Here is a 22,526-nt window from a genome sequence, read left to right as displayed (position 1 = left end):
CTCAAGCACTCTCGTTCTCCCCGTGTCTTGCATGAAGGGTCTCATCGCCGCGCGGCGGCGCGGGAGCGTGTGAACAGCGCCAGCCCAGCGACGCTTGCCGGCAGGGCGACGGTGACCATGGCCCAAACCACCGCCGCCGGGTCGCCATAGACAGGCTCGGTCACCAGTGATTTATTCAGCCGACCGGCTGTAAATCCTGAAAAGACCAGAGGTAATGTGAAAGACATCATTATGGGTATTGTTGGAGAAGACGGCGATCAGCAGATCATCATCGCGGCTATACAAGAAAAAGCTTCTGAAGCCGACGATAGACCCCTCATGCATGATCAAGTCACCGCTTCGCATGAGTCCCAAGCCGTAGAAACCTTGACCACGCATGTCTCGCTCGGGCCACCGATATGTATCAGACGGCGCCGCCTGGGCAAGCATGCGTTCGAGAGAGGCGGTCGATAGTTTGGGGTGCTCCATAAACTTGTAAACTGTTACCCAGCGAGCAAAATCGTCCAGCGTTATCACCAATCCACCATCCGCTGGTGTCACAGGCAGGGACGCTACGTCATCTCTCACATGGCAACCCAGCTGATCATCCCATCGGAGGCCGATTGCATCGTCCAACGTAGGAATATAGCGCTCATCATGGATCTGCGAATGCCCCATTCCCATAGGATCAAGGAGCGCCTGCTTAATATAGTCCGCGTAACGGAGGCCCGTCTGGGTCTCAATGATTTCGCCCAAAAGGGTGTAGCCAAGGTTGCAGTAGCGAAATTGCGTTCCCGGCTCGAAATTGAGCGGAAGCGTCATCGCCTCGCGTATCATCCCGTCTATGGTCTTCCCAAAAGCCCAACCATCGACAACATCATAATAATCGCGCGTTACGGCGTAGTCGGGGATGCCGCTGGTATGCGACAGGAGATGCTGCACGCTGACGGTCTCCCAGATCGCCGATCGGTGAGGCTCGGGGAGAAACTTATTGATCCGTCCATCAAGCTGCACCATTCCCGTTTCAATCAATTGCATAATCGCCGCAGCCGTGAACTGCTTGGCTATGGACGCGACATGAAAGCGACCAGCGACGCGGTTTTTGAAATGTTCGGACACGGGACCATAAGCGCGTCTATGCAAAACCTGCCCATTGCGGGCTATCATGACAACGCCCGAGAAATGTTCCGCCTCGATCATCTGGCGAAGGAATGATTCCGCAGCAATATCCACTGTTTCTCTACCTTTCTCAGGGAGGGGATTTTTGGGGTGCGGCATGCGTTAATGTCCCCGCGGTGTCCGATTGCTGGCGCCGAGGAGCAATGCAGCGATCAGTGCCAAAGGAGCCGTGGCGACTGCGATTGCCCATGACAATCCGGAAATGCGTACAATCATTCCACTGGTCAGGGCGCCGGGCAGCGAGGCGCCAACTCCCAGCCCCAGGCTTATATTTCCCATGCTGATGAATGAGATGCACAAGCCTCTGGCATCGTCCGGGACAATATCCTGGGCAGTCGCGATGCCACAGATTGTCGCGACAGCGGAAACAAAGAGCCAAAATCCGCTTAGCGCAACGACATACCCGGCGGTAGCAATTGTAAGGAAGATGAGTGAAAGTCCGCCCGACAATCCCAACACAGCGGCGAAGCGAAGCCGAAGCGGGTTACCCCCCCTGATAAACAGTCTATCAGCGGCAAATCCGCCGACTACCGTTCCCAGAAAGCCGCAAATCAGAACCACCAGTCCAAAGCCGTTGGAAACTTCCCAGGCGGAGGCAGAAAAATCGCGCAACAACAGCGTCGGTGTCCAACTGATCAATGCAAAATCGACGGCCGCCAACGCCGCTAACGCCACGAATATGGGAAGAAGACGCCTCCATCGGCCCCACATTTCATTCAGAACGACCCTGAACGGGCGTTTCCACTGGCTTTGACTGGCTCTTCGTTGCGGCTCTCGAATGAGCAGGAGCAAAGCCAGTACCGGAAAGCCAAGGAGGCCGATGAGCACGAGTGTCGTCCGCCATGGCGTGACATGGCCGCCGCCAAGGCTATTGAATGCTCCGGACTGAGCGAGCGTCAAAACCCCTCCACCGATGACGATCGCCAAGCCGCTTCCCACGTTCATTCCGGATAGGAAAACCGCCATTGGACGGCCCCTGCGTTCCTGAGGAAAAAGATCGGAGATCATCGATATGGCTGTTGGTGCCAGGATAGCTTCACCAGCAGCGACGAATACTCTTGCCGCGATCAGCGAAGCCATGCCGGTGGCCAGGCCACATATGACCGTCCCAGTACTCCAGATGATTATACCGATGAGCAGCAGGTTGCGGCGATTGGCAATGTCGGCAAGCCGGCCTGCCGGTAGGCCCGCCAGAGCATAAATGATTGCGAACGAAGTGCCTTGCGCCAGGCCGACCTGGAAATCGGAAATGCCGAGGCTGTTCCTCACCGGATCGACGAGCAGACTGAATATGAGGCGATCCGTGTAGGAGAGGATCGCCGTTACGAAAAAGATGACGACCGTGAGCCATCCCCGTGAACTGGACGGCCATGGCACCGCAGCCCCTGATCCGCCCTGAGCCGGATGCACGTCGGCGCCGCTTTGGTTAGCTGCCATCAGATCGAGCCGATCATGCAGTTTTTCTCCAATCTATAAGTAAAGGCATCTTGAGATAGTCCGCACGAACGCGCGTTTGATTTTCAATTTGCTTTGTTTGCGATGCAATGACAGGCACTCCGCCAGACCGGTGGCGGGCATCCGATGCTGAACTTTGCGCAGCATCTCAAATAAACTTAAGGTTCGCGCAAAGGAAATCCGCTGCCTCTGACTTTAGAAGTCGTTACTTCGAGCCATGGGATCGGCAGGGAAAGGTGAAAAATCTGATGATCATTTTCTTGCATCGCGACCACCCAACTTGTCGATTGCCTCAGATTGTGGAGTTTGACTGATGAGCGGCCACGCATATGAAGCAGGCAGGTTGAACCTGCCTTTCGTCGGCATCTGCACCTTCGCGAAAAGTCCGTATGTGCAGGACTGGTCCCGTATCGATGCCGATGTCGCCATCCTCGGCGCGCCATTCGATGCCGGCACGCAATATCGCGCTGGCGCCCGGTTCGGGCCGCGATCGGTGCGGGAAGCGTCCACGCTGTTCAGTTTCGGGCATGCGGGCGCCTACGATCACGAGGATGATCGCGTCTACCTTGGCCCCGACGTTCGGATGGTTGATATCGGCGATGCGGACATCATTCATACCGACACAATTCAAAGCCATGCCAATATTCGAACTGGCGTCGAGGCGATTCTGGACGCTGGTGCTCTACCAATTGTGATCGACGGCGATCATTCGATCAACATTCCCTGCATCGACGCCTATGAAGGCCGTGACAGTTTTCATATCTTCCATATCGATGCCCATCTCGACTTTGTGGATGAGCGCCATGGCGTACGCTTTGGCCACGGTAATCCACTGCGACGGGCCGCGGAGAAACCCTATGTGACGGGCCTGACCCAGGTGGGCATTCGCAATGTCTCCTCTACAGCCAGGGATGGGTATGAAGAGGCCCGGGCGCTGGGTTCGGATATCATTTCAGTCCGGCAAATGCGCGCCTTGGGGCCGGAAGCTGTTGTCGCGCGCATTCCCGAAGGCGCTCGGGTTTATGTAACGCTGGATATTGATGGGTTCTGCCCATCGATTGCGCCCGGTACAGGCACCCCAAGTCACGGCGGCTTCCTCTACTATGAGGTGCTTGAAATGCTCCAGCATCTCGCTAATCGACACGACATCGTCGGTATGGACCTCGTGGAGGTGGCACCCGATTATGATGCGACCGGCAGCACGTCGATTCTTGCTGCTCAGACTTTGTTGAACTTCCTCGGTTTCATATTTGGCGCGCGCACCGAAAAGGCAAAGGCCAGAGCGTATCATACGAAAATCGCGGTGGCCGCCGACAAACTTGCATGATCAGCATTGGCCCGCTCTCTGCCTTTTTGAGGGTATTTTATTATTCATCTACAAGTCGAGTGCCAGAACCCCCACGAGTATATGAAGCTCGCGGGGGTTTGTTTTATGGGCACCCCATCGGGCGCAACACTCCCATGCTGGGGCAAACGAATTTGACGGCCGATCAAACACGGGGTCGCCAAGGTTTATTTAACAATGCCACCATAAAACACCGAATGGAGGCTTCATTGAAGGGACAACAGGGCAGGGGGAACGCCTTGGCGCCAGACCGGAAAAGGCTGCTGGGTGGGGGACTGGGCGCGCTGATGATCGCTGCGGCGCCCGCGATGGCGATTGCCCAGGACACGGGCGACGGCCTTCAACTGGATGAAATTGTCGTCACGGCGCAAAAGCGTGCCGAACGTATCCAGGACGTCCCCATCAGCATCACCGCCTTGACCGGGGCCGACCTGGAAAAGCGCGGCCTGGTGGGGATGGGGGACTATCTTCTGGCGCAGCCGAGCGTCGTCATTCAGGACCGTGGCCCCGCGCGCAACCAGATCGTCATTCGCGGTATTTCCACCGTGGTGGGGTCTGAGAACCCGACGGTGGCGTTTTATATTGACGAGGTGCCCGTCAGTTCCGGCCTGGGCATTAATGCCAATGGCTTCCCCGATCTACGCACCTTCGACGTGGGGCGGGTTGAGGTCTTGCGCGGGCCGCAGGGCACGCTGTATGGCGCGGGATCGATGGGTGGCACGGTGAAGGTGGTGCCGAACCGCGCCAAGATCGGTGAATGGCAGGTCAAGGCGGAATCCTCCCTGTCGTCGACGGCTGGTGGCGGCCTTGGCAATGAGGTTGCCGCTGCGGTCAACGCGCCGCTGGGCGACACGTTGGCCGTGCGTGTCGCCGGCTATCACTATCACGAGGCCGGTTTCATCAAAGACCGATTCCCGGGTTCCCCCAACCCGTCGGCGCCCGTGGCCGCCCTAGGTGGGGCATCGTGGGCGGATGTGGGCGTGTCCTCGTTCGGCGTGCCGGCGCGGTCGGTGGATGACGTCAACGCGGCCAATGTGGATGGGGTCCGGGCCGGCGTCACCTTCCAGCCCACGGAAAAATTGGAGATCGTTCTCACCGCCCTGGCGCAGCGTTCCAAGGCCAATGGTCTGCCGGAAAATATGCCTACCCTGGGCACGTATACCCAGTCGCGTTTCCTGCCGGAAATGCTTAAAGACAACTATCAGCTTTACGATGCCCTCATCAATTATGATCTGGGGTTCGGCAGGCTGACCTCCGTCACGGCGTATGTGAACCGCAGCCAGGTGCAGTATCGGGATGTCTCCGCCTCTTTCCTCGGGGCGCCCATATCCCTGGATGACGACAACGAGAACAAGAACTTCAGCCAGGAAATCCGGTTCTCGTCGGATGCCCTCAACCCATTCGGTATCCTGATCGGCGGCTTTTATTCGCGTACGACCGCCCACGCGATCCAGGATGCCGCCTGGCATGGCACAGCCCAATCCCTGCCGGAGTTCACCTCGGTCTTGTTGGGAAGTCCGGTGGCGGCAGGCTCCTCGCTTTTCCACAAGAACGACCGCAACGTGGGTGAACAGCTTTCCGGCTTCGGTGAATTGTCCTACCGCCCCATTGAAAGCCTGAAGCTGTCCGCCGGCCTGCGTGTCGCGAACTACACGCTCACGACCGACGCGTTCCAGGACGGCGCCCTCAACGGCAACGTGGTGACGTCGTATTCGGTCCGCACCGAGGAAACGGTGCCGACGCCCAGCTTCCAGGTGGAATATAAGCCCGAAGAGGGCAGCCTTTACTATGCCCGCGCCGCCAAGGGCTTCCGGCTCGGCGGGCCCAACCAGCCGTTGCCGAGCACGTGCGCGGCCGACCTCGCCGCCATCGGCCTTACCAAGGCGCCATCGTCGGTCAATTCCGACTCCCTGTGGAGTTACGAGGCGGGAGTCAAGCAGACCCTGGCCGGCGGCAGCGCGTCCTTGAACGCGTCGGCCTTCTACATCGACTGGACGGACATTCAGACCGGCTTCCTGCTGCCCAACTGCGGGTTCTCATTCGCCGGCAACGCCGGCGACGCCCGCAGCCGGGGCTTGGAAATGGACTTCTCTTGGCGGGTCACCAAGAGCCTGACCCTGAACACATCGGGGTCCTTCACCGATGCCACCCTGCAAAGCGACTCCCCGCCCTCAACCGGGATAGGCGGGAAGAAGGGAGACCGGTTGCCCGGTATCCCGCGATGGAGCGTGCAGGGTGGGGCGCAGTACGATTTCCCGGTGGTGGACAAGTCCGCCTTCGCCAGGGTCGATGTCCGCTACATTTCCGGCTATCTCAACCGTTTCCCCGGGGCCTCGACGGAAGCGCAACCCGCCGGCAATTTCACCGTGGTCGACGCCCGTGTCGGCATGGATGTGAGCAGCGGCCTGCAGGCGGAGATATTCGCCACCAATATCTTCAATACCAAGCAATTGCTGGAAGTGGATACGGAGTTGCCGGACCAGCGGCAGATATTGGGCCGGCCGCGCACGGTCGGGATCACCCTGCGCTACGACTACTGAAACACCGGAATTCACCATCCCTGTCTCGCCCGGACACCTCATCCGAAGTGTCCGGGTGCTCGCCCATGACATGCGGGGTTCCTCAATGACGACTATCATGGATCAGGCGGCGGCACTGCCGTCGCAACTGGACGCGCTGTTCGCGCCGTGGAACCGGAGCGACTGCCCGGGTCTGGTGGTGGGGGTTCAGCGCGGCGGGCGTCCCGTCTACAGGCGGGCGTTCGGCATGGCCAGCCTGGAAACGGCCTGCGCCAATACCATCACGACCCGGATGCGGATCGGTTCCAGCAGCAAGCATTTCCTCGGGCTGCTGGTTCTGCTGCTGCAGGAGAGGGGCCTGCTCCAGCTCGACAATCCGATCGGCCTGTATCTGCCGGAGCTGACAGGGGTCAACGCCCTGCCAACGCTACGCCAGTTGCTGCAGCACCGTGGCGGAACGCGGTGCCACCTGGATCTCGGCTTTATCGGTCACGGCATGTTGGCCGCGCCAGAGGGCTGCGGCCTGCGAACGCTGCTGCGGCAGACCGGCGCCAATTTCCCCCCGGGGGAAGCGATGATCTATAACAATGGCGGCTACCATCTGGTCTCGCTGGCCGCGTCGCGTGTGACGGGGCAGCCGTTGGACGTATTGTTCAAAAGCCACCTGTTCGATCCGCTGGGTATGTCATCCACAACGCTGGCGCCCAGCGATCATGTGATGACGCCTGGCATGGCCAGCATGCACCTGCCGCCGCTGGTGGACGGCCAGTGGCGGCGGGGCCTTTTCCCGTCGTTGGAAGTCCTGGGTGAGGGCGGCATCGTTTCCACCGTGGACGACATGCTCACCTGGGCCACGCACCTGCGTTCGCGGAACGCTTTCGGGGCGCCGGAAAGTTGGGCGCAGTTGCTTCAGTCCCATGCGGACGGGGACGGCGTGTCCGGCCGGTACGGGCTGGGGCTGATGACCATCACCTACCGGGGAATGGCGATATGGCGGCATCCCGGCGGCGTGGTCGGTGGGGCATCCGAATTCATTTCCGCCGTGGATGGGGATCTCGACATCATCATCCTCAGCAATGGCGCGCCGGGCGCGTCGCCAACGGCGCTGGCGGATCGCGTGATGGACATCGTCCTGGCGGACAGACTGGACCCGCCCGCGCCGCGCCCCTTGTTGGAGGATTTCGCGGCGTGGCTGGGCGATTACGTCAGCGCCGACACAGGTTTCCTGTACAGCCTGGAACCCCAGGACGGGGCCTTGTGCCTGCGGATCGCCAAATATGCCACGCCGGTGGCGCTGATCCTTGATGCGGATGGCAGCCTGGTGACCGGCCTCAGCGGCATCGGCACCATACGCCTGCGGTGCGAGTGGGCGGACGGGCAGCCGTCCATCAGCCTGCGCTTCGGGGGGCGCGAGGAACGGTTCCACCGCCTCCCCGCACCGGCGGCCGATGAAACGCCGGATTGGGCGGCGCTGGCCGGACGGTATGAAAGCGAGGAGAGCGGGCTTTCAGCCACCATCCAACCCCAGGGTGACGCCGCCATCGTGCAGTTTCGGGACGCCTGGGGCGTGTCCGACTTCGAATTGACGGCCATTGGCCGATCCTGGCTGCACATGCGGCCCAGCTCCGACCCCGCAGCCTTCGGCGCGGTGCTGTGGTTTCCCCATGGCTGGTCGTCGGGCTTCGTGCTGCATTCCGCGCGCACGCGCCATCTGCCATTCGCGCGGGCGGGAAAGGCGGGACCGGAATGATGGGCATCCGTCAGCGCACTCTGAAACAAGGACTGCCGATGAAGGGCAATCGTATGAAACGGCGCTGCATCACTTTGCTGCGCGGGGCCTTGCTGTCGATACTGGTATCGGCCACTCAGGCCCCCATGGCCTGGTCGCAGCCTGAGGCTCCGGCGCCGCAGGGTGGGCAGCCGGCCCGGGCCCTGACACAAGGGGACGCGGAGGCCTGGCTGGATGGGTTGCTGCCCTATGCAATCCAGCAGGGCGACATCGCCGGCGGTGTCGTCAGCATCGTGAAGGATGGGCAGCTGCTTCTGGCCAAAGGCTACGGCTATGCCGACACGGACAGCCGCACGCCCATGGCCGCCGACACCACCCTCATCCGGCCTGGTTCCATCTCCAAGCTGTTCGTATGGACGGCCGTCATGCAACTGGTGGAACAACGCCGGCTGGACCTGGACGCGGACATCAACCGCTATCTGGATTTCCACATCCCCGACTATGACGGCCGGCCAATCACCATGCGGAACATCGTGACGCACAGGAGCGGCTTCGAGGATGTGCTGAAGGACATCATGGGGCGGTACCCGCCTCAGAGCCTGGAGCATTATGTGAAGACGCGGTTACCGCCGCGGATCTACGCACCGGGCGCCGTCCCCGCCTATTCCAACTACGCCACGGCCCTGGCGGCCTATGTGGTTGAGCGTGTTTCCGGCCAGGGCTTCGCCGCCTATGCGGCCCAGCATATCCTGCGCCCCCTGGGCATGGATCACTCCACCTTCGACCAGCCGGTGCCGGAGGCCTGGCGCCCGAACCTGAGCCAGGGATACATCACGGCCAGCACGGCCCCCGGCTATTACGAATATATCGGACCTTCGCCCGCCGGCGCCTTGACATCGACCGCGACGGACTTGGCGAAGTTCATGCTGGCTCACCTTCAGCTGGGCCGGTTGGCGGACGGTCGCATCCTGACGGAAGAGTCGGCGAGCGCCATGCACGCGCTCCAGCCCAAAGTATTCCCCGCCTTGAACGGGATGGCGACCGGCTTTTACGAGACGACCCGGAACGGCCATCGGTCCATTGCCCACAATGGCGGCACCCAGTTCTTCCACAGCGACCTTCACCTGCTGCTGGATGACGGGGTGGGGATCTTCATCTCGCTCAACAGTGCCGGGAACGACGAGGCCGCCACCAGGATCCACAATGCCCTGTTCAACGGCTTCATGGACCGATATTTCCCGGCGGCGCCCATGGCCCCGGCGTACGGTCCCGCCGTCGCGGATGCCCCGCCCGCAACGGTTCGCGATGATGCCAAGGCCTTGTCGGGATACTGGGGACTATCGGAACGGCACACGGCATCGTGGTTGAGCGTGGCAGACCTTCTGGCCCCCGTCGCCATTCACGACAACGGCGATGGCAGCGTCAGCTTTTCCATCCCTACGCGTAGCACGGCGCGCTGGCGCGAGATCGCCCCCAATCTCTGGCGATCGGACGACATGCGGGACAGGATGCAGGTTCTGCCGCAGGATGGACGCCCCGCCCTGCTGGGCTTTGATGTCGCGGCACCCATCGCCTTCCTGCCTGTTCCCTGGTGGCGTTCACCGGGTTGGATCATGCCCGGCCTAGTGGGCGCGCTGGCCGTGCTATTGCTCCATGGCCTCGCGCTGCCGGCGGGTGCGCTGGCCCGGCGCGTTTACGGCCTGGAGAACAAGCCGGGTGCACAATGGTTGGACCACCGGGTCCCGAAGCTGTTGAGCCTGGCCCTGATCGCGGCCCTGGCGGGCTATCCCGTGTTGCTTTCCGTCCTGTCCGCCGATTTCACCTACTTCTCGGCCAGAACCGACGGCATCACCTACGTCCTGGAAGGCGTTACGCTGCTGCTGCTGTGTGGCGCGACGGGGCTGGCGATGCTTTCAACGATGGCGCAATGGCGACGGCATTCCAGGGCGTGGCGTAAGGCGGGGGCGTTGGTTCTCCTGGCCGCCCTGGCACTGGTGTGGTGGGTCGCGATCGCTTTCCGGCTGATAAACTTCAATCTCCAGTATTGAAATCACCGAGCGGGTCACCGCCTGGCGGTGGCCCGCTCTTCCTTTGGTGTGATGCCGAAATGCCTTTTGTAGGCGACGCTGAAGTTGCAGGAATAGTCGTAGCCGACCTCGAAGGCGATCTCCGTGACCGAGAGCTTGCCGACGCGCAGCAGGCGCTGGCCTTCTTCCATGCGGCGGGCGCGGATGTACTCGAAGATGGTCATGCCGAAGACGGCGCGAAACGCCTGGGACAGCTTGGTCTCGTTCGTGCCGACATGCCTGGCCAGCTTCTGCATGGCCAGCGGTTCCCTGAAATAGGTGTCGATATGGTCGCGCGCCCGCTCCACCTTGGACAGCGTGCGCTCATCGACGGCCGGGTTGGGCGGCGTTCCGCCCCGGCTGATCTGCGACCAGAATTCACAAAGCAATTCCACGCCGCGCGCCTCGACATAGGCGTTGCGCATGGCGCCCTTGAAGGACATGGCCTCCAGCGCGCGCACGCTCATCACCATTTCGGGCGTCATCTTGCCGGTTTCGGCATACCAAGTGGGCTCACCTTGTTCCAGGTACCGTGACAACGGACCCGGCATGTCCGCGAGGTGGACGCCAAAGCGTTCGCGCAACACCTCGGGACGGCACAGCACCGTCACAGCGAAGCCGGGGCGGGGGGCGACAAGGCTTTTCTTCACGATGCCCTGACCGTGCAGGGCTGCCACGCAGGTCAGGTCGTCGACGGCAAGCGGCGACTGTCCCGGCACGGTATAAGATATCGTGCCGCGCAGCTGAAAGTGGAACTTTAACCAGTCCTGGCCGATCTCCTCATCGACGATTTCCACCGTGGGGTTGAATCGGGAAAGGCCAACTAAAAAATTCGGGCCAAAGGAAATGATTTCGGCGTCCGGATCTTGCGGCAGACTATTGGGCGGCAGGCCGACATCAGCCCATTCCTGAAGCATGGCTCACACATGATTGCTTGAGGATTAATGGGCTGAGAATACAACAGACCGGGCAAGTTCTCCACAGCCGGATGTGACAGTTACAATCTCTTTTCGCGGGCAATCAGCCGTCCAGCCGCGCGACGGCCTCTATCTCCACCAGGGCGCCGGTGATGGCCAGCGCGGCCACCACGGTCGAGCGCGCGGGCTTGTGGTCGCCGAAGAAAGAGGTGTAGGCGTCGTTGAAAGCCGCGAAGGACGTCGCGTCCGTCAGCCATACCGTGGTCTTCGCGATGGCGTTGCGGTCGAGGCCGTGCTGGTGCAGCACGGCTTCAAGCCCGTCCAGGCAGCGGCGGGTCTGTTGGGCGACGTCGCCGGTTACCGCGCCCCGGTCGTCAAAGGCGATCTGGCCGGACAGGAAAAGCGAACCACCCAGCGCCACGGCCGGGCTGAGATGCGGAGCCGTCATGGTATTCTCCTCATGAATCAATAATTTATGATTTCGGGCGTGACATCGTCGCGCCGGGGCCAATAGTCCAGGGACTTCACCTGGTAGGGGATATTGGCGAAGTCCGGTGTCAGGGCACCGGGCGCAGCGATATAGAGCACCCCCCCGCGGGCGATGGGGGCGAACAGGGCATAGAAGTGCTGGATCGACTTCACGACGATCAGGCGCTTGCGGGACAGGTCGATGCCCAGCTGTTGCAGGCAGACGGGATCGAACGCCTGGCTGCGCGCTGAGGTCAGGACCAGGTCCAGGTCGTGGGGCCCACGCACCCAGACAGTCGCGCCCAGAGGCCAGCGGAGGCCCAGGCCCGTCTGGTAGTGGTCGGGGATGACCTGCCTGACCTGTACGCGCAGGTCCACCGGCGCGCCCGACGCCGGGCCGGTTTTGCCGCCGATGCGCATGTCCAGGGTGGCGCCGACACCGGCATCGGACAGAACCCGGACGGCTTCCGGGTCATAAAAGAACGCGATCAACGCCCCTTCCAGTCCCCGGTCCAGGATGCGCTGCAGCACGAAGGTGCTGTCGGACGGGGCGCCGCCGCCGGGGTTGTCGGCGCCATCCGCGCCGACGATGGGGAAGACGTCGCTCCGCGTCACCTTATCCAGCACCTGGTCGATCGACAGCAGCGGCTGGACCGTGTCTTTCCGTATCTGGAAAAACCTGTTGGCCAGGTCCAGCGCCAGCGGTTCACCCAGGGCGGGGCGGCCATCGGTGATGACCCAGAGCTTGGCGCCCGCCTCGGCCACATCCCCCCAGGGGAAGCCATGACCCAGGGAGACGCTCAGGACCTCTTTGCCATCCTGGCACGCTTCCATACTGCGTACGAATGAGGCCATCGGCTCGCGGGTGGTGTGCCAGAGGCCGACCATGTGGCAGTCGGCGACCGAGATCACCGGCTTTATTCGCCCCGCCGCCGTGGCCAGGGTCAGTTCCAGCACTTCCCGCGCCCGGTCCGCTATGTCGGTGTGGGGATAGTGCTTGTAGGCGACGATGATGTCGGCAGCCCGCAGCATCCGGGTGGTGAGGTGGCAATGAAGGTCCAACTCGACCCCGATCGCCACCGATGGCCCCACCGCCCTGCGGATTTCCTCAAGCAAGTCGCCCTCACAGTCGTCATAGCCCTCCGCGGACATGGCGCCGTGCAGGTTGAGCAGGACGGCGTCCAGGGTGGGCGCCGCCGCGATTGCTCGCAGCACCTTGGCCCGGAAGCCCTCATAGACCGCCTTCAGCGTGCGTCCGCCCGGCTGCGCCTGCGCCGCCAGCCCTTCGACCACCTCATGCCCCTGGGCTTCGGCGAGGCCGCGCCAAAGCGCCAGGGTTCCAAAGACTCCGTCAGGGGCGACACGGCTGGCGTCGCCCTGGTGTATGCCCATTTCCTCGTAAGCCCGACGCCCGCTGGGGATGGGCGCGAAGGTGTTCGTCTCGGTCACCAGTTGGGTGGTGAATATCCGCATGATCGTATCGCCTCGTATTTTGTCCGCTGGTGTCAGCACGGGGCGGCCGCCGGGATCAGCCGGTCCGGCCGCAGCACCGCCATGTCGACCCCGTGATCCGCGATCTGTCCTGGAATGGCGCCGTCCAGCAGCAGTGCCGCCGCCGCTTGGCTCAGTGCCGGCGCGGTCTGGATGCCGTAGCCGCCCTGGCCGGCCAGCCAGAAGAAGCCGTCGCTCCTGGGATCGAAGCCGACCACGGGCACCCTGTCCGGCGAGAAACTGCGCAGTCCCGCCCATTTGTGCAGGACCCGCCTGACCCGCAGGCTGGTGGCCTGTTCCACACGGTCCACGGCGATGGCGACGTCCATTTCATCCGGCTGCGCGTCATAGGGTTCGACCGGATGTTCGTCCGCCGGCGACAGCAGCAGGTGGCCCCCGTCCGGCTTGAAGTAGAACGCCTCGTCAATGTCGATGACGCAAGGCCAGGGCGCGACGTTGACACCCTCCGGGGATGGAACCAGCAACGCCGTGCGCTGCAGGGGCTGGATGCCCAGGGGCGCCAGCCCGGCCTGCGCCGCCAGGTTGTCCGCCCACGCGCCGGCGGCGTTGACGATGACCGGTGCCTGATAGCGGCCCTGTTCCGTGGCGACCCGCCAAAGCCCGTCCCTTCGATCGAAGCCGACCACCGCGCTGCCCGTCCGCACCACCCCGCCCAGCCCCCGGCAGCGGCGTATGAAGGCCTGCAGCAGGGCGTTCACCTCCAGGTCCTGCGCGCCCGGCTCCCACAGGGCGGCGGTCACATGATCTGGCTTCAGGATGGGGCAGCGGCTCAATGCCTCGTCGCGGCTCAGCAGCGTCGCGGCCGACCGCATCAGCGGATTCCGCGCGGCCGCCAGCAGCTTTTCTTCCTGTGCCGCCGACGCGACGTAAAGGCAGCCGCGCGGCAGCAGGGGGGAGGCGATGTTGAAGGCTTCCGGCGGATTGGTCAGGAAGGCGTTGCTTGCCCGGGACAGTGCACGGATGGGGTCAGCGCCGTAGGTTTCCGAAAAAAGGGCCGCCGACCGGCCCGTCGCATGCATGCCCGTGTGCGCTTCCTTTTCCAGGACCAGCACACGGGCGCGCTCCGCAAGGAAGGCGGCGATGCCACATCCGGCGATACCCCCGCCGACGACGATGATGTCGAACAATTCTTCCATGACGGTCCCACCCTCACTTTCTGTCCGCCGGTTTTTATGTCCGGCGCCGGATCCTGCGGGCGAGAGTGGAGGGGCCGCTGGCCACCGGCAAGACGTCCGCCCCGCGCCGGAACCAGGTTGTGGGTCACGCAAAAAGGACAGACGGGGACGCAAAAGTAGGCCGGTCTTGGGAAGGCTCAGATGCGTTTGGCGCGAGGTCCATCGCGACACGACAGCCGGTCATGACAGGGGCGGTGGCGACTCCGCCAGCCGGTGTCATCACCGGCGCTGATGACTGAGGGGTGTTTTCTTCCCATGGTGAATCTTGAACCTGAAGCGATGCAAACCGGCTGGCGTGGGCGCGCCGCTGCGCTGAGCTGGGACGGTCGTCCACTGATCGGCGGCACGCGCCGTGAGGGGACGGGGGCGATGGCCATCTGGTCGCCCGTTCATGGCGGTCTCTTGTACGAGGCGGCGCTGTGCTCGGCCGATATGGTCGACCAGGCGGTTGTAGATGCCCACCGCGCCTGCGAGCGGGGCGTATGGAGCGACCTCAGCCCTCGCGCCCGAGGCATGATCTTGCTGCGCCTGGCCGAACTTATCGTGGAAAACCACGAAGAATTGGCGTTGCGCGACACCCTGGAGATGGGGAAGCCCATCGCCTCCGCCCTGGTCGACATCCGTGATCTGGCGCCGACCTTGTGCCGGCACTATGCGGAGGCGGCGGACAAGATTTATGGAGACGTGGCCGGCAGCGATGCGGCCAGCTTGGCCTTCAGCCTGCGTGAGCCCCGGGGGGTCGTGGCAGCCATCGCGCCGTGGAACTATCCGCTGCCGAACGCGGTCATCAAGGTCATGCCTGCGCTGGCGGTGGGCAATTGCGTCGTGCTCAAGCCCTCGGAACTGACGCCCGGGTCGGCCCTGCGGTTGGGCGAGCTGGCGCTGGAGGCCGGTGTTCCGCCGGGGGTCCTGAACGTCATACCGGGCGACGGTGTCACCACGGGGGCCGCCCTGGCGCGGCATCCCCTGGTCGACATGGTGACCTTCACCGGCTCGACCCAGGCGGGCCGGGCGATCATGGCCACGGCGTCGCAAAGCCGCATCCGGCCGGTCATTCTCGAATGCGGCGGCAAATCCCCCCAGATCGTCTTCGCCGACGCCCCCGCATCCGATCTGGTCGCCCCGCGCATCCTGGGGGAGGCGTTCGCCAATCAAGGCCAGCTTTGCGTCGCCCGCTCCCGCCTGCTGGTCCATGCATCACGCAAGGCCGATCTGATGGCGGCATTGGAGCGGGAGGTTCGGCAGTACGCGGTGGGTGATCCCCTGGAACCGGCCACGACTTTTGGGCCATTGGCCGGGCAGCGCCAGTGTGAGCGTGTCCTGGGCCATATCGCCGGTGCCCTGCGCGACGGCGCCCGCATGGTGGCCGGCGGCCCCGTCGACCGCCCTTGCGGCGTGGCCCCCACCATCCTCGACGACGTGTCGCAGGGGATGGCCATCGTCCGGGACGAGGTGTTCGGCCCGGTGCTGACGGTCCAATCCTTCGAGAGTACGGAAGAGGCCATTGGCTTGGCCAACGGTAGCAGTTACGGCCTGGCCGCCACGGTCTGGACCGCGCACTACCCCACGGCCCAAACCCTGGTTCGCCGGCTCAAGACGGGGCACGTCACCGTCAACGGCACGGTTGAATCCTATGAGGGGCCGGGCATGTCCCTGGCGGGGGAGCCGCGTGGCGATTCCGGCTTCGGCAGCGAAACCGGCCTGGACAGTCTGCGCAGCTACACGGCGATCAAGGGGGTGGTGCTGGCGGGTGGGCCCTGCCGGTCAGCGGATCGCTGACCGCCGCCGCACCACCATGGCGGTGCTGACGACGACGATGGCGAAGCCGCAGAGATAGGCGCCATCTACCCGCCCCCCGCTGATGAATAACGCGCCAAGCAAGGGGCCCAGGGCCTGGCCGCCGCTCTGCATGGCGGCCAGGCCCTCGATGCCACGGCCGCTGGCATCCCGGTCGACCAGGGCCGCGACCTGCAGGGGTCCCAGGATAGTGATGCACATTTGAACCAGGAAGAACGCGGCGGTGAACACCAGCGCGCCGGGCACCCACAACATGACGGCGACCGCCAGACATTGCAGTCCCGCGGCGGCCACCATCATCAGGCGGCGGTGTTCCGGCGTGGCCGCCAGCATGGCGATGAGCGAGCCCGGCAGGGCCCCCAGGTTGCCGACCGCCAGCGCCGTGCTGACCGCTTCGATCGACAGGCCCTGCTGCGTGCTGAGTTGGCCGGCGTAGTTGGAGATGATGGCGGCGGCGGCGAAATAGATGAAGATGCCGCCCAGGATCAGTGAAACGGGCCGCATCTCGGCAAGGGTGGGCAAGCTGTGCGCCTGGCCGCTGCGGCCCGGCAGCAGCATCGCCGCGGGCAAGGACAGGACCGCGATGGCCACCACGGCCAACAGCACTGGACGGGGGCCGCCGGCGGCCAGCAATTGCCCGGCGCCCGCCAGGGCGGCGCCCGCCAGCAGAAGCTGAAGCACCTGGACCGCACTGATCAGCCGGGCCGGCCGCTGGCTGGCCGAGACGATGGGAATGGCGCTGCTCAGCACCAGGCCCGTCCCCACGCCGGCCACCAGGCGTGTCGTCAACAGCAACAGAGAGGTGCCGGCGAAGGCGGCGGCGATGTTGGCGGTGGCGACCACCATCAAGCCCCCGATGACACCGCCGCGGCATCCCGTGCGCTGCAGCCAGAGTGGCGCGCTGATCGACGCCAGGCAGGCCCCGGCCAGGTCGGCCGACGCCAGGAACCCCATCGCACTGGCGTCCAGCGCGTAGCTTTGCTGGTACACCGGCAGCAGCAGGGGAACCAGAATCGCCGCGAGGGGCGCGACGCTGCACAGCCACACCAGCGCCACGGACGTGCCGACACTTGATCCTTGCTTGTTCACCTATTAAGCCTCCCATCGCGGAACTTCAGCCAACCAGGCTAGCAGTTAGTTTCGGCGCCGACATTTGGGGGAGGGGGGCAGTTCTTTGCGCGCGCTTTCCCTTTTTGCCGCCATGGCCTCCCCTTCGGTAAGGTGGCACGCAATCCTTTATCTGGTCTGATCAAAAGACGGCGCCCGCCGTATAGGCAGGATGGGGCCGTTGTTTCCTTTGGCGGTCTGGTGCTTCATGACATTGGCGGAAGAGAGCTTTGACTACGTGATCGTTGGCGCCGGTTCGGCGGGATGTGTGCTGGCCGACCGATTGAGCGCTGATGGCGCGGCGGTTCTGCTGTTGGAAGCCGGGGCCCGCGACCGCTCACCTTTCATCCATATCCCGGCGGGCGAGGCGATGCTGTTTTCCGCGCTGGGGAAATGGTTTGGTGCCGGCGACGTCAACTGGGCGTATCCCGCTGAACCGGACCCCTCCCGCAACGGCCTGAGGGACATCTGGTCGGCGGGCAAGATTTTGGGGGGCGGCAGTTCCATCAACGGCATGATGTGGGTCCGGGGCAATCCCGGCGACTTTGACGCCTGGGCCCGGATGGGGTGCCGGGGGTGGTCGTATGCGGAGGTGCTGCCCTATTTCAAGAGCGCCGAGACGAACGAGGGCGGGGCATCGGAAACCCGCGGCGGAATGGGCCCCCAACCCGCTTCCGCCTTGCGTCTGAAGCACAAGTTGACCGACCGCTTCATCCAGGCGGCAATGGCCTTGGGCCATCCCTACAATCCTGACCAGAATGGCGCGGAGCAAGAGGGGGTGGGGCCTTGCCAGGCGTCGCAGAAGGCCGGCCTCCGCTACAGTTCCGCCCGCTCCTTCCTGAAGCCCGTCCTCAAGCGCCCCAATCTGTTCGTCCGCACCAAGGCGCGGGTGTTGCGGATCGAGACGGAGAGGGGGCGGGCGACTAGGGTCAGATACCAGTGGGAAGGCCAGGAATACGGGGCGCGGGCGCACCGGGACATCATCGTGAGCGCTGGGGCGATAGGCTCCCCCAAGCTTCTGATGCTGTCCGGCATCGGGCCCGCCGATCACCTGCGCGGCATGGGCATCGACGTGGTGCGGGATTCCCCGGGCGTCGGCGGCAATCTTCAGGAACACCCCTGTGTCATGATCACGCGCGGTTCCAAAGTCTCCACGCTCAATACCGAGACGACGTGGTGGAAGGCGCTGTTCCACGGCGCGCGCTTCCTGCTGGCGCGCCGGGGGCCGCTTACCAGCCCCGTCGGGCATGCCCAGGCCTTCTTCCGGACGCGCGATGACCATGCCCTGCCGACCATCCAGACGATTTTGGTTCCGGCCGCCTACCAGATGGAAACCCTGCAGGACGGCCTCCGCCTTCATCCGAAACCGGGCATGAGTCTGGCGACATGCCTGCTTCACCCCCGCCAGCGGGGGCGTATCACCTTGCGGTCGTCCGATCCGATGGATCAACCCATCATCGAACACCAACTGCTGGGGAACGACCAGGATGTTGCCGACCTGGTGGCCGGCTGCCGGGAAGCGATGCGGATACTGGACACGTCGCCCCTGGCCGACATGCTGACCGGGATGATCGCGCCCGCGGCCCGGCCCGAAACCGATGCCGATTGGATGGCCTATTTACGGTCGGCCGCGTTCCGCGGGGACCATCCGGTCGGTACCTGCCGCATGGGTGAGGATGCGGACGCTGTGGTGGATACACGGCTGCGGGTGAGGGGGCTTGAAGGGTTGCGGGTGGTCGATGCATCCATCATGCCGGTTGTCACCTCCGGCAATACCAACGCCGTCGTCATCATGATCGCCGAAAAGGCTGCCGCCATGATCAAGGACGATCACCGCCGTTAGGCGCCGAAGCCAACCTTGTAATTCCCTCGCCGGGGAACAGTGTCATGTCCCCGCGAGACGGTAGGGCTTCAAGAGCGTCCATCGTGTGGATCGGCGCGATCAAATGGCTCCATTGACCCTAATAGAATCAATTGGCTGCTGTGCCGACCGGCATCCAACCGCATGCCGATATACACGCTTGGCCTATCCAGGGACCTTAGGTGTGGATCGGCGCGATTAAATGCCCCCGTCAGTCCCAATAGAATCAATTGGTTGTTATGCCGATCGGCGTCCAAGCCGCGTGCTGATTTACCGCCGGGAACGGGGCAGTCCACGGCGGGAGGTCCGAGTGCGGTAGGCCTATGCGCCCAATCGCGCAGGATTATGCGCCGTTTTGCGCAACCTTTGGGCCACTTAACAAGGCGGTCGGGGGCGGGAGGTTCGTAGGCCGGGAATTGAACCGGGATTCACGGATTTGCGATTCGTTTTTGGTCGACCGCGCCCATGAGCGGACCGGTGTCAGCATGGCTAAGGCCAGCCCGCCGAATTCCGCCCAGCACCGCGCGGAGACGAAGTGCCAGCGGCGGGTCGCCGCCGCCAGTGCCGGCTGGGAAGCAAAGGTTCTTTCACGACTTGCTAGGCCCGACCCGGCGGATGCCGCCCCCACACCATGCGGATGGGATGTGACCCACAAATCTGGTGATGAACGACGGTTCATAGCGCATGAACAGCCGTTCACGGCTACCGAACGCCGGTTCACTGTCCCTTAGCGGCACGACAGCGCCATGCGCGCTTGCCTTAGAGTCCGGCCCGGAATCGGATAAGTGGTTTTAAGTGCGCGCCAATCTCCTGGTGAGGGGCTTGACGCTGGCGGCGAAGATCCATGCGGTTGCGGTGTCGGTTCCCCGTTCGAAGTCTTTAGCGAGGCGCCGATTGCGGCCTAACCAGGCGAAAGTCCGTTCCACCACCCAACGCCTGGGCAGGACGACGAAGCCCTGGGCGGTGTCGGATCGCTTGATGATCTCCAGGGTCCAATTGCCCATGGTGGCCAAGGGGGTCTCCAACTTGTCACCCGCGTAGCCGCCGTCGGCGAAGACATGCCGCAGCCAAGGGAACGCGGCGCGGATCGAAGCCAGTACCGAAGGAGCGCCATCGCGGTCCTGGATATCGGCACCATGAACGACGGCACCGACCAGAAACCCGTTGGTATCCGTGATGATATGGCGCTTGCGGCCCTTCACCTTCTTGCCCGCGTCATACCCACGCACGCCACCGGCTTCCGTGGTCTTGGCCGACTGGCTGTCGATGACGCCGGCGCTGGGACTGGCCTCGCGGCCCATCCTTTCCCGCGTACGCATCAGCAATAAATGGTTCAGCCGCTTCCATGTCCCATCGTTCCGCCAGGCGTAGAAGTAACGCTGCACCGTTGTCCGCGGCGGAAAGCTGTCCGGTAGCATCCGCCATGCGCATCCGCCCTCCAGCACGTAGAAAATCGCCTCCACCACCGACCGCAGCTCTACCTCTCGCGGCCGGCCCCGCCGGTACGCGCCAGGAAGCGCCGGGCACAGGATGTCCCATTCTTCGTTCGTCAGATCGCTTGCATACTTCAGATGATCCCGCCGATACTGGCGACGGGTGATATCAGTCCACATAATCTTGGGATTCATTCTCGTCTTCGCAAACAGAACGAATCACAAGAGACTGATATCACTCAACTTATTTATGGGCCAGGCTCTGACAGTTGTCCCCTCTGGTGAGGTCATCGGGCGGCGGGTTTGAGGTTGGCTTCGGGCCCTCCTTCTGTGGTTTGGGGATGCCGTCGCGGAAGGCCTGGAGGGCGTGCGCCCCTTCATGCCGCCTCCCTGGTGGGGCCGCTTGGTATTGTAGACGAGCAGCTGCTGGTCGAGCACGACCTGCATCTCCTCGATGGTATCGAACCAGGTTCGGCGGCCTTCGACGCGGAAGTGCTCATCCAGCAGCGTGCGGTGCAGGCGCACTCCAGTCCCTGGTGGAGTAGGGGAGTGACGTCCGCGTGACCAGCCTGCCTTCGCGCCGAATCTAACCTTTAGGACTAACTATTTCGATTGTAAACTGTCGCTCATAAAGGGTATTTCTGGCGGCGGCATATATGGGCGGTCGGCAGTGCCCTGTGATCCTGGGCTTGGCGGCCTCCATCCGGGAGAGCGAATTTGACCGAGCCCGAGGACAACGGCAACAGGCCGCGCAGCCAATCGGCACCCGTCGCGACAGCCGGCCAGGAAGCGGACCCCGTGGGAACGCGGCCACGGGCGCAAACGGCCCCGGCAGTGACGGGAAACGAGCCGAAGGACAAGGACAAGTTCAAGACCAGCGCGTCGATCAGCGACAAGCTCCACGAGCGCGACTGGGTCAACCTTTCCGACGAGGCCAAGACCAAGGCACTCAGCCTCGGCGGCCCAACGACGCTCCAGGGCGTGGCGGCGGGCTCGGTGAAGGTGACCACCGAGGCGATCGCCGGCATCGGCTCCGACGGCCTGAAGGCGGAAGCCTCCGTCACCGCCAAGATCAACGGCGATGTCTCGGCCAAGCTGGAAAGCCGGATCGCCCAGCGTGACGTCAGGGGCCAGGCGCAATTGGGAGCGGCCGCCAGCGCCGCGGCCAGCGCGGCCGCGAAGCTTGGCACCGCCGGCCTGTCCCTGGAGGGCAAGGCAGAGGCGGAAGCCAAGGCCACCGCCAAGACCGAACTGTCCGGCAATATCGATGACAGGCATTCGGCCTCGGCTGGTGGGGAGGCCGTTGCCTATGCCACGGCAACCGCGTCGGCCTCCGCCCAGGCCAGCCTTGCGAAGGGCCTGGGCGCCGAAGGCAAGCTGGAAGCCGGCGCCGGTGCCAAGCTGGGGCCGACTATCGTGCTCAAGCAGGGCAACAACAGCTATACCAGCAAGCCGCGGCTGGTGTTCGGCAAGGTAGGCGGTGGTGCCAAGGTGGGCATCACGAACGAGGTTGGCAAGATCGGCTTCCAGGCCAAGCTAGGCGCCAATATCGGGGTCGGGCTGGAAGGCGAGCTGAAGATCGACTACGACACCGAACAGATCGCGGCGGCAGGCCGCCACGCGTCCAGCCGCATGAAGGAACGGCTGGGCGCCATTCTCGCCCGGCCGTTGGGAACCGAGGAGCAGCAGTTCGACCGTTTTCGCGAGGTTGCCGAGGGCGGTTCGGAGGTCATCGGCGATTTCGCCGGCAAGCTGAAGGAAGAGGGGCGCAGGCAGGGCGGTGTCGTGGGAACCGGCCATGTCATCGCTGGGACGCTGCTGGAACTGGGCGCCGGGTCTTCCCGCTTCGTCAACAAGGGCGCGGCGGAGGCAGCCATCGCCGTCTACAAGGCGGGCGACAAGGCGGTCGATGTCGGCAAGCAGGCATGGGGCAGCGTCAAGGCCCTGTTCAGCTTCTAGCCAGCCAGTTCCCCGGCCGAGCGGC

Annotated in this window: 16 protein-coding genes; 7 read left to right on the top strand and 9 right to left on the bottom strand. The window is 63.7% G+C overall.

Annotated elements, in window-relative coordinates:
• Window positions 1-41: 41 nt before the first annotated feature.
• From Y958_RS32900 to Y958_RS26405, 3 genes are read right to left on the bottom strand one after another with little or no spacing between them, the layout of a single operon-like run.
• Window positions 42-164: a hypothetical protein gene (locus Y958_RS32900; RefSeq protein ID WP_276328595.1), complete on the bottom strand. Its 123-nt coding sequence runs from the start codon at window positions 162-164 to the stop codon at window positions 42-44.
• A gap of 7 nt (window positions 165-171) precedes the next feature.
• The gene (locus tag Y958_RS26410) at window positions 172-1,257 is read right to left on the bottom strand and encodes a serine hydrolase domain-containing protein (RefSeq protein ID WP_088874848.1); all 1,086 of its coding nucleotides are present in this window, start codon (window positions 1,255-1,257) and stop codon (window positions 172-174) included.
• 3 nt (window positions 1,258-1,260) lie between these two features.
• Window positions 1,261-2,595: an MFS transporter gene (locus tag Y958_RS26405; protein ID WP_088874847.1), complete on the bottom strand. Its 1,335-nt coding sequence runs from the start codon at window positions 2,593-2,595 to the stop codon at window positions 1,261-1,263.
• A gap of 331 nt (window positions 2,596-2,926) precedes the next feature.
• Between Y958_RS26405 and Y958_RS26400 the strand changes: the two genes are divergently transcribed.
• The 4 genes from Y958_RS26400 to Y958_RS26385 all read left to right on the top strand — a co-directional run bounded on the left by Y958_RS26400 (window position 2,927) and on the right by Y958_RS26385 (window position 10,254).
• Entirely contained in the window at window positions 2,927-3,940 is a 1,014-nt protein-coding gene (locus Y958_RS26400) for an agmatinase (RefSeq protein ID WP_088874846.1), read from the top strand.
• Window positions 3,941-4,245: 305 nt separating this feature from the next.
• A complete protein-coding gene (locus Y958_RS26395; protein ID WP_186291508.1) occupies window positions 4,246-6,498 on the top strand; it encodes a TonB-dependent receptor in 2,253 nt (750 codons plus the stop codon).
• A 97-nt stretch (window positions 6,499-6,595) separates the two neighbouring features.
• Complete coding sequence (locus Y958_RS26390; RefSeq protein WP_186291507.1) at window positions 6,596-8,227, top strand: serine hydrolase domain-containing protein; 1,632 nt, start codon at window positions 6,596-6,598, stop codon at window positions 8,225-8,227.
• A 38-nt stretch (window positions 8,228-8,265) separates the two neighbouring features.
• Window positions 8,266-10,254, top strand: coding sequence for a serine hydrolase domain-containing protein (locus Y958_RS26385; RefSeq protein WP_186291506.1), 1,989 nt, complete (start codon window positions 8,266-8,268; stop codon window positions 10,252-10,254).
• 14 nt (window positions 10,255-10,268) lie between these two features.
• On the opposite strand, the gene Y958_RS26380 is transcribed toward Y958_RS26385, so the two are convergent.
• The 4 genes from Y958_RS26380 to Y958_RS26365 all read right to left on the bottom strand — a co-directional run bounded on the left by Y958_RS26380 (window position 10,269) and on the right by Y958_RS26365 (window position 14,305).
• On the bottom strand, window positions 10,269-11,069 hold the full coding sequence (locus tag Y958_RS26380; RefSeq protein WP_186291505.1) for a helix-turn-helix transcriptional regulator: 801 nt from the start codon (window positions 11,067-11,069) through the stop codon (window positions 10,269-10,271).
• A gap of 223 nt (window positions 11,070-11,292) precedes the next feature.
• Window positions 11,293-11,637 (bottom strand): RidA family protein, encoded by a 345-nt coding sequence (locus Y958_RS26375; protein ID WP_244909613.1) that lies wholly within the window; start codon window positions 11,635-11,637, stop codon window positions 11,293-11,295.
• 17 nt (window positions 11,638-11,654) lie between these two features.
• On the bottom strand, window positions 11,655-13,130 hold the full coding sequence (locus Y958_RS26370; RefSeq protein ID WP_088874840.1) for a M81 family metallopeptidase: 1,476 nt from the start codon (window positions 13,128-13,130) through the stop codon (window positions 11,655-11,657).
• A gap of 32 nt (window positions 13,131-13,162) precedes the next feature.
• Window positions 13,163-14,305 (bottom strand): NAD(P)/FAD-dependent oxidoreductase, encoded by a 1,143-nt coding sequence (locus Y958_RS26365; RefSeq protein WP_088874839.1) that lies wholly within the window; start codon window positions 14,303-14,305, stop codon window positions 13,163-13,165.
• A gap of 294 nt (window positions 14,306-14,599) precedes the next feature.
• Between Y958_RS26365 and Y958_RS26360 the strand changes: the two genes are divergently transcribed.
• The gene (locus Y958_RS26360) at window positions 14,600-16,123 is read left to right on the top strand and encodes an aldehyde dehydrogenase family protein (protein ID WP_186291504.1); all 1,524 of its coding nucleotides are present in this window, start codon (window positions 14,600-14,602) and stop codon (window positions 16,121-16,123) included.
• Here the strand turns inward: Y958_RS26360 and Y958_RS26355 are convergent.
• Complete coding sequence (locus tag Y958_RS26355; protein ID WP_088874837.1) at window positions 16,109-17,230, bottom strand: MFS transporter; 1,122 nt, start codon at window positions 17,228-17,230, stop codon at window positions 16,109-16,111. The genes Y958_RS26360 and Y958_RS26355 overlap by 15 nt on opposite strands.
• Window positions 17,231-17,456: 226 nt before the next feature.
• Between Y958_RS26355 and Y958_RS26350 the strand changes: the two genes are divergently transcribed.
• Window positions 17,457-19,091, top strand: a complete 1,635-nt coding sequence (locus Y958_RS26350) for a GMC family oxidoreductase (RefSeq protein ID WP_088875255.1) — start codon at window positions 17,457-17,459, stop codon at window positions 19,089-19,091.
• Window positions 19,092-19,900: 809 nt separating this feature from the next.
• Here the strand turns inward: Y958_RS26350 and Y958_RS26345 are convergent.
• The gene (locus Y958_RS26345; protein WP_425600695.1) at window positions 19,901-20,722 is read right to left on the bottom strand and encodes an IS5 family transposase; all 822 of its coding nucleotides are present in this window, start codon (window positions 20,720-20,722) and stop codon (window positions 19,901-19,903) included.
• A gap of 537 nt (window positions 20,723-21,259) precedes the next feature.
• Here Y958_RS26345 and Y958_RS26340 point away from each other — a divergent pair.
• Window positions 21,260-22,501, top strand: coding sequence for a hypothetical protein (locus Y958_RS26340; RefSeq protein WP_145727857.1), 1,242 nt, complete (start codon window positions 21,260-21,262; stop codon window positions 22,499-22,501).
• The last annotated feature ends 25 nt before the right edge of the window (window positions 22,502-22,526 follow it).

This window comes from Nitrospirillum viridazoti CBAmc, from assembly GCF_000730165.1.
In the GTDB taxonomy this organism is placed as follows: domain Bacteria; phylum Pseudomonadota; class Alphaproteobacteria; order Azospirillales; family Azospirillaceae; genus Nitrospirillum; species Nitrospirillum viridazoti.
Note: the sequence above shows the minus strand (reverse complement) of the source record. Positions and strands in the feature narration are given on the sequence as shown.